The 14,115-nt window shown below is 29.7% G+C and carries 11 protein-coding genes and 1 pseudogene; 3 read left to right on the forward strand and 9 right to left on the reverse strand.

All coding sequences use genetic code 11. The features are described 5' to 3' along the window. The coding region (locus tag HKP59_RS08020) for a carboxypeptidase-like regulatory domain-containing protein (RefSeq protein WP_291805437.1) at positions 1–379 on the reverse strand (379 nt) is incomplete at its 3' end. A gap of 251 nt (positions 380–630) precedes the next feature. Here HKP59_RS08020 and HKP59_RS08025 point away from each other — a divergent pair. Continuing rightward, entirely contained in the window at positions 631–1,188 is a 558-nt protein-coding gene (locus tag HKP59_RS08025) for a TlpA disulfide reductase family protein (protein WP_291805440.1), read from the forward strand. Between the two features lie 348 nt (positions 1,189–1,536). Here the strand turns inward: HKP59_RS08025 and HKP59_RS08030 are convergent, their stop codons facing one another. From HKP59_RS08030 to HKP59_RS08065, 8 genes are all read right to left on the reverse strand, one after another. Further along, positions 1,537–2,712 (reverse strand): aspartate aminotransferase family protein, encoded by a 1,176-nt coding sequence (locus HKP59_RS08030; RefSeq protein WP_291805442.1) that lies wholly within the window; start codon positions 2,710–2,712, stop codon positions 1,537–1,539. Next, positions 2,709–4,283 carry an OstA-like protein gene (locus tag HKP59_RS08035; protein ID WP_291805443.1) on the reverse strand — a complete coding sequence of 525 codons (1,575 nt, stop codon included), beginning with the start codon at positions 4,281–4,283 and terminating at the stop codon, positions 2,709–2,711. The genes HKP59_RS08030 and HKP59_RS08035 overlap by 4 nt, the downstream gene beginning before the upstream one ends. A 97-nt stretch (positions 4,284–4,380) precedes the next feature. After that, positions 4,381–5,652, reverse strand: coding sequence for an adenylosuccinate synthase (locus HKP59_RS08040; protein WP_291805447.1), 1,272 nt, complete (start codon positions 5,650–5,652; stop codon positions 4,381–4,383). 9 nt (positions 5,653–5,661) lie between these two features. Then, positions 5,662–6,111: a transcriptional repressor gene (locus HKP59_RS08045; RefSeq protein WP_291805450.1), complete on the reverse strand. Its 450-nt coding sequence runs from the start codon at positions 6,109–6,111 to the stop codon at positions 5,662–5,664. 107 nt (positions 6,112–6,218) lie between these two features. After that, positions 6,219–8,438 carry a RelA/SpoT family protein gene (locus HKP59_RS08050; protein WP_291805454.1) on the reverse strand — a complete coding sequence of 740 codons (2,220 nt, stop codon included), beginning with the start codon at positions 8,436–8,438 and terminating at the stop codon, positions 6,219–6,221. 44 nt (positions 8,439–8,482) lie between these two features. Then, positions 8,483–9,715 (reverse strand): M48 family metallopeptidase, encoded by a 1,233-nt coding sequence (locus tag HKP59_RS08055; protein ID WP_291805457.1) that lies wholly within the window; start codon positions 9,713–9,715, stop codon positions 8,483–8,485. 11 nt (positions 9,716–9,726) lie between these two features. After that, complete coding sequence (locus tag HKP59_RS08060; RefSeq protein ID WP_291805459.1) at positions 9,727–10,530, reverse strand: TrmH family RNA methyltransferase; 804 nt, start codon at positions 10,528–10,530, stop codon at positions 9,727–9,729. Positions 10,531–10,554: 24 nt separating this feature from the next. Continuing rightward, positions 10,555–11,628 carry a DUF3810 domain-containing protein gene (locus tag HKP59_RS08065; protein ID WP_291805462.1) on the reverse strand — a complete coding sequence of 358 codons (1,074 nt, stop codon included), beginning with the start codon at positions 11,626–11,628 and terminating at the stop codon, positions 10,555–10,557. A gap of 216 nt (positions 11,629–11,844) precedes the next feature. Here HKP59_RS08065 and dnaB point away from each other — a divergent pair, with 216 nt between their 5' ends. Further along, positions 11,845–13,359 carry a replicative DNA helicase gene (dnaB, locus tag HKP59_RS08070; protein ID WP_291805465.1) on the forward strand — a complete coding sequence of 505 codons (1,515 nt, stop codon included), beginning with the start codon at positions 11,845–11,847 and terminating at the stop codon, positions 13,357–13,359. A 67-nt stretch (positions 13,360–13,426) separates the two neighbouring features. Then, positions 13,427–14,115 (forward strand): annotated as a pseudogene (locus HKP59_RS08075) (asparagine synthetase B); the annotation flags it as partial.

Consider the following 14,115-nt stretch of genomic DNA (forward strand, 5'->3'; position numbering starts at 1 on the left):
CATCAATAATATCTACAGGCACGGCAGTATCTACTGCTGTTCTGTTTGGATTTCTAGATCCAACAACCACCACTTCATCCAAAGAAACTCCTGATGACAGAACAACATTAAAAACTTTTGTTCCATCCATTTGTAATTTCTTTTCATCGAAACCAACATATGAAAAAATTAAATTTTCCATAGATTGTACCATTACGGCATATTTTCCATCAAAGTCTGTAGTTGTACCTCGTGAGGTACCTTCAATTGTTACTGACACACCAGGTAACGGTTGGTTGTCAGAATCGGTAACTGTTCCAGTAACTTGATACGATTGAGCAAAAATTGCCATCGTAAATAGCGAGAAAATCGCTAAAATAAATTGTCTTTTCTGATTCATGTATTTTGATTTAAGTTAATTAATTGGGGCAATTTATAACAATTATTTAACATATTTAAGTTAACTTGGTATCAATTATTACATAAAACACATTAAATCTTATATAAAATGTGTCAAATTCGTTTTTTTTTAAGTGTTATATTGCTATTATTATAATTTAACTTTTTTGTTATTCTAGGGCCATTTTTTAGTATTTTTGTTTCGAAGTTACTAATGAGTTAATACGACTAAAAGATTAAATTATTTAAATCATGAATAAGCTGTTCACTAAAAAATCATTATCAAATATATTATTTATTTTAGTTTTGGGTTTAATGCTTTATCCACCGACTAGAGAATGGGGTATGAGACAAATTGCATTTTCACCATCAGTAAAAAGTATAGATGATACGGAAGTAATTAGTAGTTATAATTGGCAACTAAAAGGATTAAATTCACCTAATATAGATTTTAGTGAATTTGAAAACGAGGTAGTATTTGTTAATTTTTGGGCTACTTGGTGTCCACCTTGTAGGGCTGAACTTCCAATGATTCAAGAATTATACAATGATTATAAAGATAAAATTAAATTTGTATTTGTTACCAATGAAGATTGGAATACTGTAAATACATTTTTTAAAGAAAAGGGATATAATTTACCAGTTTATAACTCATTGAGCTTACCACCTGAAATTTTAACAAGAAGTAATAGTATTCCAGCTACTTATTTAATTGATAAAAATGGACATATTTTAATATCTAAAACTGGTGCTGCTGATTGGAATAGTAATAAGGTACGCAAATTATTAGATGAATTAAGTTCAAAATAAAACCTTTAGAATTTATTAATTCTAAAGGTTTAAATAAAATTGTTCATAATGAGTGTTTTTGATTGTTTTAATTAGAGTCCGTATCTTCTAAAATGGCTCCATTGAAATCTTTTTGTATTTTCAAAGTTTACAAAAACTGTTCTTTTTTTGTTTTCTTGCGGAAGGTTTAAGTTTAAAGTTGTCATAATAAATTGTTTTATATTGTTAGTTTCTATCTAAATGACGTTTAAGAATATCTTTTGTTACACTATTATGTAATGCAAGGTACTAAATTAACAGAAATTTAACTAATGAAAAAATCAAATTTAGTTGATTGAATAGGAAGGTTGTAGATAGAGATTAAAAAGGTTAAATCTCATTCATAATTCGAATCATAATAGCACAACCTTCTATAATTTCATCTTCACTAATTGTGAGTGGGGGCGTAATGCGAATTGCTTTCCCTTCAAACAATAACCAAAATAGGAGTAATCCTTCCTCAATACACTTGACTATTATTTTTGAAGCTATTTCTTCACTTTCCACTATTGCAGCAAGCATTAATCCTTTTCCTCTAATTTCTTTAATTAACGGGTGAATTAACTGTTTTCGTATCAGTATTTCTTTTTGAAGTGTTTCCTCAATTAAATATGAGTTCAATAGCTCGGTAAGAGTTGCAAGTCCTGCTGCTGCAATTACTGGATGACCTCCAAATGTAGTAATATGTCCTAATTTTGGATGTTGCTTTAAACAATCCATAATTTCATGTGATGAAATAAAGGCACCAATTGGCATACCACCACCTAATCCTTTTCCAGCTATTATAATATGTGGAATTACATCATAATTTTCAAAACCAAATAGTTTTCCTGTTCTTCCAATACCAGATTGAATTTCATCTAAAATAAGTAAAGCACCAACTTCATTGCATTTTTCTTCAACTTTTTTTAGATAGCCATTTGCAGGCTCAATAAATCCTGCTCCACCTTGGATGGTTTCTAGAATAACAGCTGCAGTAGTTGTAGTAATTTTATTTAAATCGACAACGTTATTAAATTCTATAAATTTAATACCAGGTATTAAAGGTCTATAAGCGCTATTTTGTTGTTCAGCACCACATACACTCATAGCACCTTGGGTATTTCCATGATAGGCATTTTTTGCAGCAATAATTTCGCTTCTACCCGTGAAACGTTTGGCTAATTTTAGAGCGCCTTCTGTTGCCTCAGTTCCTGAATTTGTGAGATAAATTGTTTCTAAAGGAGATGGTAAATGTTTGGCCAATAGTTTTGCTAAATTCAATTGTGGTTGTTGGATAAATTCTCCATAAACCATGACATGCGTATAACTATCTATTTGTTTTTTAATTGCTTGTGAAATTTTTGGATGGTTATGACCTAGTGCATTGGCAGAAACACCTGCAATAAAATCTAAGTATTTTTTTCCACTAGTATCATATATATAACTCCCAGAAGCATGTGAAATTTCTAATGCTAGCGGGAAAGGGGATGTTTGTGCTTGATATTTAAAGAAGTCTGTTTTCAATTTTTAATGAGTTCTTCATTTAATTCTTTATTTGGGATTATTTTTTTATCCGTGTTTTCAGATTTTGTGTTGTCTTTCTTAAAAATATCTTCTTTTGTGAGAGGTTGTTCTTCTTCTCTCCATATAAAACCTTTAAACAATTTCTCCTCGGGGTTTAATTCCTCAAATTCAGATGGAGGATATGTTTTACCCGTAATCATATCATTGTAATCAATAAAACTGAATTCATTATTTTCTAAACCTATAAATATATTTTTACTACATTGTTTTTTATCAATACCTAGAAGTTCTTGAAATTCATTTCTTAAAAAAATTATAGATTCACTGTTTCCAATTGTATTTAATGATTTGAGTTTGTTATTTTCAAACTTACCATACATAAATTTACCTTTTAATTGTGTAAATCCGGCAGAATCTTTTTTAATCATAAACCCATTATTCAAGATTTTTAATGAATCTAGTTGTTGTGTTTTTTGATTTGAAATTAAGTGTATAGTATCTCCAGTAATTTGATTTCCTTCAGCCCATAGAATAGGATCTACAAATAGTTTTGTAATACCGCTTTTTTCTATACTTACTAATGAATCACATTTACCTTGCAAATCTGATTTGAAAATTTTTACACGGTTAAAAGCTTTTACAATGCGTTCTTCCACTTTTCCAGTAATCATTAAAGTATCTCCGTGAATATAAATAGAATCCAGTTCCATTTTAGAAATAGCAACTGCTTTATCAACTATAAACATTGAATCTTTTAGTTTAAACAGTTCAGCATAACCACCTTTAATTAGTGAATTGTTAACCGTATCAATCACCTTAATATGTCCAGTAGCTGAGGCAAATTCTATGTTTTTGTTGTAGTATAAACTATCTCCTTCAATAATTCTATCGCTATAAAATATTTTAGAATTTTTAATAAAATGGGAAATATTTGTTTTTGAATTATGATGACCTTTTTCAGTATAAATTTTATTTTCCTCGCTTGTTATTGTTGAAGGTCCAAATAAATTGGCAATGCCAGTATCTGTATAATAATCAAGGTGGTTTGAAACTAGTTTACTATCTTTATTTACTACATCAACATTTGTAAATGCTTGAAATTTATTACTTTGTAAGTAGTAATTTCCAATTTTACTTGTTAGTACATTTGTTGTATCCTTTATAGTTCCTCCGCTTTTATAGTATAATTGTTGATTTTCTCTGTCAAATTTAAGTGTATCTGTTCGCAACTCCATGAACTCATCTTTTAAGAGTACTTTTCCCCAAGACGTAGCAATTTTTTTGTTACCATCATAATCTGTGTATTTGCTGTATTGAAAAATGGTATCGCCTTGATTTATAACTACATTACCCATAGCTTTCATTAAGTTTGTCTCTTGATAAATGTAGGCTTTGTCGCATCGAAGTGTAGCACCTTCATGTTCAATAAAAACATTTCCAAGTGAAATAGTGGCTCCAGGAAATTCTGGTTTTACAAAAGTATTGTCGGCATGTAAAATTTTAATTCTCTTTGTTTGAGAATTTCCAACAATGCTTATAAAGGCAAAAATAATAATAAGTATATTTTTCAAGTTTATTTTATTTTAATGCAAAACTAATGAAAAAGAAAGTAGATAATTATAAAGTTATGCTAAAAAAAAGCTTCAATAGTTGAAGCTTTTTTTATGTTTATCTCATAATAGTTTGTTTCCTATCAGGTCCTACAGATACAATTTTTACAGGAACTTCAACAAAATCTTCTATGAAATTAATGTATTCTTTTAACTCCTTTGGAAGTGTTTCGGCACTTGACATTGAAGTTAAGTCTTCTTTCCAACCTTTAAACTCGGTATAGTTAGGAGTAACATTATGTTCCTCAATATTATAAGGGAAATGCGTTATCTCTTTTCCTTTATAGGTGTAAGACGTGCACGCTTTTAAAGTTTTAAACCCAGATAGTACATCACCTTTCATCATCATTAATTGTGTTACACCGTTAATTTCTACAGCATATTTTAAAGCAACTAAATCTAACCAACCACAGCGACGTGGGCGTCCTGTTGTTGCTCCAAACTCATTTCCTATTTTAGCCATTTGTTTTCCATCTTCATCGAATAATTCGGTTGGAAAAGGCCCAGAGCCAACGCGAGTTGTATAGGCTTTAAAAATTCCAAAAACATCACCAATTTTATTTGGAGCAACGCCTAAACCAGTGCAAGCACCAGCAGCCGTTGTAGTAGATGAAGTAACAAATGGATACGTTCCAAAATCAACATCTAAAAGAGAACCTTGTGCACCTTCGGCTAAAATTGTTTTTTTTGCTTTTATAGCATTGCTTAAATATTCTTCACTATCTATAAAAGTTAATTCTTTTAAAACTTTTATGGCATTAAAAAATTCAGTTTCAAGTTCATATAAATCAAATTGGATTTCAACATCAAAAAATTCAAGCATTTTTAGATGCTTATTGGTTAGGTTTTGATAAATTTCTTTCCAGTTATCTAATTCTAAATCACCTACACGCATTCCGTTTCTACCCGTTTTATCCATATATGTAGGGCCAATTCCTTTCAAAGTAGAACCAATTTTTGCTTTTCCTTTTGAGGTTTCACTGGCAGCATCAAGTAAGCGATGAGTTGGTAAAATTAAATGTGCTTTGCGAGAAATTAATAATTTTGATTTAAAATCTAAATTATAAGGAGCAAGATTATCTAATTCTTTTCTGAAAATAACCGGATCTATTACAACGCCATTACCCACTAAATTCACAGCTTTTTCGTGAAAAATACCAGATGGAATTGTGTGTAAAACATGTTTTCTTCCATCAAAAATTAATGTGTGTCCTGCGTTTGGTCCACCTTGAAAACGTGCAATAATATCATAATTAGAGGTAAGGACATCTACAATTTTCCCTTTTCCTTCATCTCCCCATTGTAGTCCTAGTAATAAGTTTACAGCCATTTTGCTAAATTATAAGTTAGTTTTTTCTTGTTTTTTTGTTCCGTAAAAGTAAAGTGAATGATTATTAATTTCTATATTGAAAGTATCTTCAATTGTTTTTTTAATAATTTGAATTCTTGGATCGCAAAATTCAATAACTTCACCCGTATCCGTTAATATAATATGATCATGTTGTTTATCGAAATAACATTTTTCATAATGTGCCTGATTTTGACCAAATTGGTGCTTTCTAACTAAACCAGAATCAAGTAACAATTCAATTGTATTATAAAGCGTTGCTCTACTTACTCTATAATTTTTATTTTTCATTTGTATATAGAGTGATTCAATATCAAAGTGATCGTTTAAATCGTAAATCTCTTGTAAAATTGCAAATCGTTCAGGAGTTTTTCTATGATTGTTGTTTTCAAGAAATTTGACGAATACATTTTTTACAATTTTTTGATTTTCATTACTCATAAAACTATATTTTTTATTTCAATTGATATTAGTAAACAAAGTTAATCCTATTTTTCATAATTTTTGATAAGCAAAAATGTATTTATTAACTATAATTGTGAATAAAATTAATGCTTATAAATTCGTTCGACAGAATCTATTCCTTCAATTTTTTTAATGCTATCACTTAATTTTTGAAGTTGAGATTTATTTTTTACACTTACAGTAATACTGCCATCAAAAATACCATCATGTCCTGAGATATTTATGCCGTGAATATTTACGTTCATATTTTTTGAAATTACTTGAGTAATTTGATTAACAAGTCCTACGTGATCTACTCCATATATTTTTAAAATGGCTTTAAATTCTTGTTTGGTAGAATCAATCCATTTTGCACTCATAATTCTATATGCATAATTAGATTGTAAGCTTATTGCATTTGGGCAATCTTTTTTATGAACTTTAATTCCCTCATTAATAGTTACAAATCCAAAAACTTTATCTCCAGGAATTGGGTTACAACAAGGTGCCATTTTAAAATCGAGTCGTTCCTCTTCTTTTCCGAAAACTAATGAATCAAAATTATCTGCAACTTCTTCTTTGTCTGTAAATTGATTATTTTTTGGTGAGCGCTTAATACGTTTTTTAAAAAAATTCATAAACGAATTATTGCGTTGCGCCATAAATTCTTTCAACTGTGGATTTTCAATAGAGCCAATACCAACCCTATAAAATAAATCTAAACTTGTTTTTAGTTTGAAGAAATTAACTAACTCATTTACAACACTTTCAGAAAGTGTAATTTTTAAATGTCTCAGTTTTCTTTCTAATATTTCTTTTCCTTCTTCGGCAATCTTCTTTTGGTCTTCTTTTAACGCATTTTTGATTCGAGTTCGTGCTCTCGCAGTAACAACAAAATCAAGCCAGCCTACATTTGGCTTTTGATTTGAAGAGGTTATAATTTCAACCTGATCTCCACTAAACAATTCATGGCTAATAGGTTTTAATTTACCATTAATTTTAGCACCTCTACAATTCATACCTACTTGTGTATGAATTGAAAATGCAAAATCAAGAGCAGTTGCATTTTTTGGTAATGCTTTTAAGTCTCCGCCAGGCGTAAATACAAAAATTTCTTTTGCGTATAGGTTTAGTTTAAAGTCTTCTACAAAATCAATAGCGTTTCCATCAGGATTTTCAAGGGAATCTTTTATTTTGTTTAGCCAATCATCTAGACCACTCTCACGTTCATTATTATTTTTATATTTATAATGAGCTGCATATCCTTTTTCAGCTATTTCATTCATTCTTTCAGAACGTATTTGGACTTCAACCCATTTACCTTTAGGGCCCATTACAGTAATATGTAATGATTCATAACCTGTTGACTTGGGTTGGCTAATCCAATCACGCAACCTACTTGGATTTGGAATAAAATGATCTGTCACAATAGAATATATCTTCCAAGCATCAAATTTTTCATTTTTTAAAGTTGATTTATAAATCACTCTAATTGCAAATTTGTCATAGATTTCTTCATAGGTAACACCCTGTGAAAGCATTTTTTTTCGGATAGAATATATAGATTTTCTTCTCCCTTTTATTGTATATTTAAATCCTTGAGCGTTTAATGATTCCCTTATGATATCAGAAAAGGACTCTATATAAATATTTTGTTCCTCAGTGCTTTGTGTAATTTTATCTAAGATATCATTATAAACTTCAGGTTCAGTATATTTAAGTCCAAGATTTTCTAGTTCACTTTTGATATTGTATAAGCCTAATCTATGAGCTAATGGAGCATAGATATACAAAGTTTCAGAGGATATTTTTACTTGTTTATCTTGTGGCATTGCATCCATAGTTTGCATATTATGCAATCTATCTGCAATTTTTATTAAAATTACTCGTACATCATCATTCAAAGTAAGCAGCATTTTTCTAAAATTCTCTGCTTGTACAGATGCATTCTGTTCCTTTTTTAAATGAGAAATTTTAGTTAATCCATTTACAATTCTACCAACATTTTCGCCAAATAACCGCTCAATATCTTCTAAAGTATATTCTGTATCTTCTACAACATCATGCAATAAAGCGGCAACAATAGAAGTTGTATCTAAACCAATTTCATATGCAACAATTTTTGCAACCGCAATTGGATGAAATATGTAAGGTTCTCCAGTTTTACGGCGTTGATTCTTATGAGCTTCAACTGCAATATCAAAAGCTTTTCTTATTTCCCTTTTATCAGAAACTGAAAAGGATTGATAGGCTCCTTTTAGTAAATCTTTATACCTTCTAGCAATTTCCTTGTTTTCTTCTTCTATGCTAAGATTATATGTCATTGTTTAAAAATAGTATTTTATAATTTACTACCAAATAGAAATGTTTAATTTTTTAAGTTTAAAATACGTTGTAAAAGTGTTGGGTGCGAGTAATGAATTTTTACATATAATGGATGAGGAGTTAAATTACTTAAACTATTTTTTGAAAGCTTTTTTAAAGATACAATTAAAGCTTCAGCATTAAAATTTTCTTTGGCATAATTATCGGCTTGATATTCAAATTTTCTAGATAGATTATTCATCAGAAAACTAGTAATCTCTGAAATAGGTGAGTATAAAATGCTAAAAGCAATCAATCCAATGTGAAAATTAGCACTTTCAACCCCTAATGCTTGAGATAAAACTTCATTACCGATTAATAAGGATAAGATATACAAGGTTAGCCCTGTCAAAATAATAGAAAGAAATAAGTTATATATAATATGTTTTCTTTTATAATGACCAACTTCATGTGCCAAAACAGCGACAATTTCATCAACCTCTAAATCATTAATAAGTGTATCATATAGGGTAATACGTTTTTGTGTTCCAAAACCAGAAAAATAAGCATTCGCTTTTGTAGAACGTTTTGAACCATCTATAACAAATATATTGTTTAATTTAAATCCAATTTTATTTGAGAATTTTTCAATAGCAACCTTTAATGCTCCATCTTCTAGTGGAAGTTGCTTATTGAAAATAGGAACTATTAATTTTGAATAAAACAGATTCATAAAAAGTGTGAAAAAGCTAATTAAAGCCCAAGTATATAGCCAAAATTTTGAAGTTGTAATTTGGTAAAACCAGGTAATTAGCGCTAAAATTGCCCCACCTATTAAAAGCATCATAATCCAACCTTTAACTTTATCTATTATAAATGTTTTTTTTGAACTCTTATTAAATCCAAATTTTTCTTCTATCACAAAAGTTTTGTAGTATAAAAAAGGTATGGTTAAAATATCGCTTGCAAATAGAATAATACCAAAGAAAATTAAGGTAATTACTATGGTGTTTTCTGAATATAGTCTCGCTAAGTAATCAACAAAAGCAAAACCATCTAATAGAAAAAATAGTATGGTTATAACAATTGAGAACGTACTCGAGAGTAATGAAAATTTATAATTTTCTTTTTTGTAAGCTTGAGATTTTTCATACTCTTCTTTATTATAAACATCTTCCAGTTCTTTTGGAATGGGATCGCCAAAATGGGTTGAATTAAGATAATTTATAAAAGTATCAGCAATAAATTTAATAGTAATAATACCTATTAAAATGTAAAATAAAATTGTTGGATTCATGTTTAAAAATATTAGGGGTTTCGTTGTCTTATTGCTTCAAAAATTATTATAGCGGCACTCACTGAAACGTTCATAGAATCAATCGCACCACGCATTGGAATTATAATATTTTGAGAAGTATTTTGAAGCCATTCTTCAGACAAACCTGTTGCTTCAGTACCTACAATAATGGCGCTAGATTTTATGTAATTTACAGTTTGATATTCAATTGATGCCGTTAAAGCCGCTCCATACATAGCTATGTCATTTTCTTTTAAAAAAGAAATTATTTCAGTTGTTGTTCCTGTGGCAATTTTAGTTGTAAAAACACAACCGACACTTGACCGAATAACATTTGGATTGTACAAGTCAGTTTTTGGATTCGCAATAAAAACCGCATCAATACCAGCCGCATCAGCAGTTCTTAGTAAAGCTCCAATATTGCCTGGTTTTTCAGGAGCTTCAGCAACTAATATTAAAGGCGTTTTAGTTAAGAACTGTATGGATTTTAACGATAAATCTTTGCTTTGTGCAACTGCAATAATTCCTTCAGTTGATGCTCGTAAAGCTAATTTTGAAAAAACGGCATTAGAAATTTCAATAGTTTCAAAAGTTGAACCTATACTATTAGAAATAGTATTAAAGTCAATTTCACTTAAAATTGAAAAATCAACTAAAATAGTTGAAATAGCATAACCACCTTTAATTGCCAATGAAATTTCACGCAATCCTTCAATTAAAAACGAATTTGAATTTTTTCGAATACGTGATTTTTCCTTTAACTGAACAAGTTCTTTGATATATGAATTTTGTGGGCTCGTTATGTGTTTATTCATGTGCCAAAAATAAGGGTTAATTTGTTACAAAGATTTAGTTTTATAGTAATTTATAAGAAGTGACACCATTTTATTGTATCCTTTTATTCCATCTTTTTGTTTGTTTGCCTTTAAAAAATGATCATAAAATATTTTAAAATATTTTTCTGACCAATTTTGATAGGATTGCCAAAAATCTTGGCTTTGTTGCATATCTTTCAAAACACCTTTATTTATTGTAGGTAAAAGCAACTCGTATTGCTCAGGATTTGCTCTATAAATTTCGGCAAGGCAATAGCGAAGCGCTAATAAATATCCAGAATAATTATAATAGTCATCGGTTGAATGAATCGAAGCCAAATACCCAACAAAATTCGCTTCACTTTCAGATGCTATACCTACTTGGTGAGCAATTTCGTGGCAAATGGTAGCAGGATAATTATTTTTTGGAATTAAAGCATTCACTTGTGCTTCATTTGTAATGGGATTTAAATAACCTGCAAAGCCCATATAAGTAAGGGGAACACTAAATAGCGAATGCTTTAATGCTTGATTTTTTAATTGAAATTGAGGGTATATAAGGGATAATTGATCATAAGCTTCAGTTGAAAGTTCTTTAATTTGTTTTTTACTAAGATTATTTTCAACAATTATAGTATCATTTTTAGCAATTAAAAATTGTGTGTTATTTGTTTTGTGTATAACTCTTTTTGTAAACTCAATTAATTCATTTGTGGTATAGGTACTCTTTTCCAAATTTAAGCTTTCAAACAACGGCTGTTTAAAATAATTCAATCCCCAATTAAAATGAAATAAGAAAAACACGACTGAAATTATTGCTCCAGTTTTAAAAAATGTATCTTTAACATTCAAATGTTTCGTTTTAAATGCATTATAAATCCCCATTATGATAATTAACCCTAAAACGGTATAAAAAATATCACCTATTGAAAATGGAATCCACCCAAAAATAATTCGAAGGAAATTAGAAATATAGATATATATACCATTGGCATAATACGTCTCAATAAATTTCGGGTAACGAGCAATAATTTGAACAAATGCCCATTGCATTACAAGTATTAAAGTTAGAATTTTATATACTTTTTTTCGATTCATAATTCAAAAATAGGAAATAAATACTCAGCAATCTACGTTTAAATAGTTATTAACAAAATAGTTACTTGTCAACAAAATATGTTTAAAAATATAATTTAAAATTTAGGTTAAAACTGTGTTTTAAAAATTACATTTGCTTAAATCAAAAAATATAGTGAAAGTTAATAATTACTTCTCTTAAAATTTTAAAATAGTTAAAAATATACGAGTAAAAGAATGAAAAGTTTACAGCCAATTCAATCAAATAAGTTTAAAAAAAGTACCGTTATAAACCTTGAGAAAGGTAAAATACCACCTCAAGCAGTCGATTTAGAAGAGGTTGTTTTAGGTGCTATGATGATTGACAAAAAGGGTGTTGATGATGTAATTGATATTTTACATGCAGATGCTTTTTATAAAGAACAGCACCAATTAATTTATGCAGCGATTTTTACGTTATTTCAAAATTCAGAACCTACCGATTTACTTACGGTGGCAAATCAGTTACGAAAAACGGAGAATTTAGACGCGATTGGTGGTGATTTTTATTTAATTGGGTTAACTCAAAAAGTTGCCTCATCTGCACATATTGAATTTCACGCTCGTATTATTCTTCAAAAATATATTCAACGTAAATTAATTTCTATTTCTGCTGAAATTATTGAAGAAGCCTATGACGAAACGGTAGATGTGTTTGATTTATTAGATGATGCTGAATCAAAATTATTTGAAGTTACTCAAGGAAACCTTAAAAAAGGATCAGAGACTGCTGAAGGTCTTGTAGGTCAGGCAATTAAAAAAATTCAAGAGATTTCCAATAAGCAGGGAATGAGTGGTGTTGCCACTGGTTTTACTCGTTTAGATGAATTGACTTCTGGTTGGCAGCCATCTGATTTAGTAATTTTAGCAGCTAGGCCAGGTATGGGTAAAACTGCTTTTGTAATGTCAATGGCTAAAAATATGGCTATTGATTTTGATACACCTGTTGCTATTTTCTCGCTAGAGATGTCATCAGTTCAGTTGATTACAAGGATGATTTCTAGTGAAACCGGAATTTCATCTGGAAAATTAAGGAAAGGAAATTTAGAACCACATGAATGGGAGCAATTAAATGTAAAGGTTAAAAATTTATCAAATGCTCCAATTTTTATTGATGATACGCCGTCTTTATCCATTTTTGATTTAAGAGCAAAAGCACGTCGATTAGCCTCACAACATGGAATTAAGGTAATAGTAATTGATTACCTTCAACTAATGACTGCTGGAACTTCGAACGGAGGGAACAGGGAGCAAGAAATTTCTATGATTTCTCGAAATTTAAAAGCGTTGGCAAAAGAATTAGCAATTCCCGTAATTGCACTTTCTCAGTTATCACGTGCTGTTGAAACCCGTGGAGGAAATAAGCGTCCGTTATTGTCAGATTTACGTGAATCAGGAGCCATCGAGCAAGATGCGGATATTGTTTCATTTATTTATAGGCCTGAATATTATGGACTTACAGAATGGGATGATGAGGAACGAACGAATTGTGAAGGTCAAGCTGAATTTATTGTAGCAAAGCACAGAAATGGTGGTTTAGAAAATATTAAATTGAAATTTACAGGACATTTAGCACAGTTTAGTAATTTAGATGATGATTTTAGTAGTGAATTTCATTCTAAAATGAATGCTGCAATTTCATCTAATATGCAAAGCCCAAAAGATGCTTTTGGATTAGAAGATAATTTAGATGATAGTGGTTTACCTTTTTAATAATTGAAAATTGCAAAATAAATATTTAATTAAAATACTAGTAGTAAGTTTTCTTTTTGTAACGAACATGATTCATGCGTCATTTATTTTAATACCTATGGATGATGTAACCCAAACCAACCATTTAAAAGCATATGGAATTACATTTTGGTCGTTAAAACAAGGAAATACAGCTAAATGGTTGTTAAATTATGAAGGAGGTTCTTTTTTACTTGAAGATAATGAAGCTACGCGAAATGAATGCAAAATACGCGGTGTAACATTTCATGTAATTTCAGATACTCAAGCTACACAAATATTAGAAAAAATTAGTAGTCCTTCTCAAAATATGGATGCAGTTCTTTTAGAAAAGGCTCCTAAAATAGCAGTATATTCTCCAAAAAATAAACTTCCTTGGGATGACGCCGTTACTTTGGTTTTGACCTATGCTGAAATCCCTTTTGATGTTATTTATGATGAAGAAGTATTGGAAGAAAAATTACTTTTGTATGAATGGCTTCACTTGCATCATGAAGATTTTACAGGACAATTTGGAAGGTTTTATGGATCATATAGAACAGCTCCTTGGTATATTGAACAAAAGAAAGATGCAGAAGAATTAGCTACTAAATTAGGATTTTCAAAAGTTTCTAATGAAAAATTAGCAGTAGCAACAAAAATTCGAGATTTTGTTATAGGAGGTGGTTTTATGTTTGCGATGTGCTCAGCCACGGATAGTTTTGATATTGCTTTAGCTGCTGAAGGAGTAGATATTTG

The organism is Lutibacter sp. (assembly GCF_013041805.1).
GTDB lineage: Bacteria > Bacteroidota > Bacteroidia > Flavobacteriales > Flavobacteriaceae > Lutibacter.

Excerpts from the sequence above, each read along its gene's own strand:
- HKP59_RS08055 (WP_291805457.1), bottom strand. The coding sequence starts at position 9,715 with ATGAATCCAACAATTTTATTTTACATTTTAATAGGTATTATTACTATT.
- HKP59_RS08025 (WP_291805440.1), top strand. The coding sequence starts at position 631 with ATGAATAAGCTGTTCACTAAAAAATCATTATCAAATATATTATTTATT.
- HKP59_RS08045 (WP_291805450.1), bottom strand. The coding sequence starts at position 6,111 with ATGAGTAATGAAAATCAAAAAATTGTAAAAAATGTATTCGTCAAATTT.
- HKP59_RS08065 (WP_291805462.1), bottom strand. The coding sequence starts at position 11,628 with ATGAATCGAAAAAAAGTATATAAAATTCTAACTTTAATACTTGTAATG.
- HKP59_RS08040 (WP_291805447.1), bottom strand. The coding sequence starts at position 5,652 with ATGGCTGTAAACTTATTACTAGGACTACAATGGGGAGATGAAGGAAAA.
- HKP59_RS08060 (WP_291805459.1), bottom strand. The coding sequence starts at position 10,530 with ATGAATAAACACATAACGAGCCCACAAAATTCATATATCAAAGAACTT.
- HKP59_RS08050 (WP_291805454.1), bottom strand. The coding sequence starts at position 8,438 with ATGACATATAATCTTAGCATAGAAGAAGAAAACAAGGAAATTGCTAGA.
- dnaB (WP_291805465.1), top strand. The coding sequence starts at position 11,845 with ATGAAAAGTTTACAGCCAATTCAATCAAATAAGTTTAAAAAAAGTACC.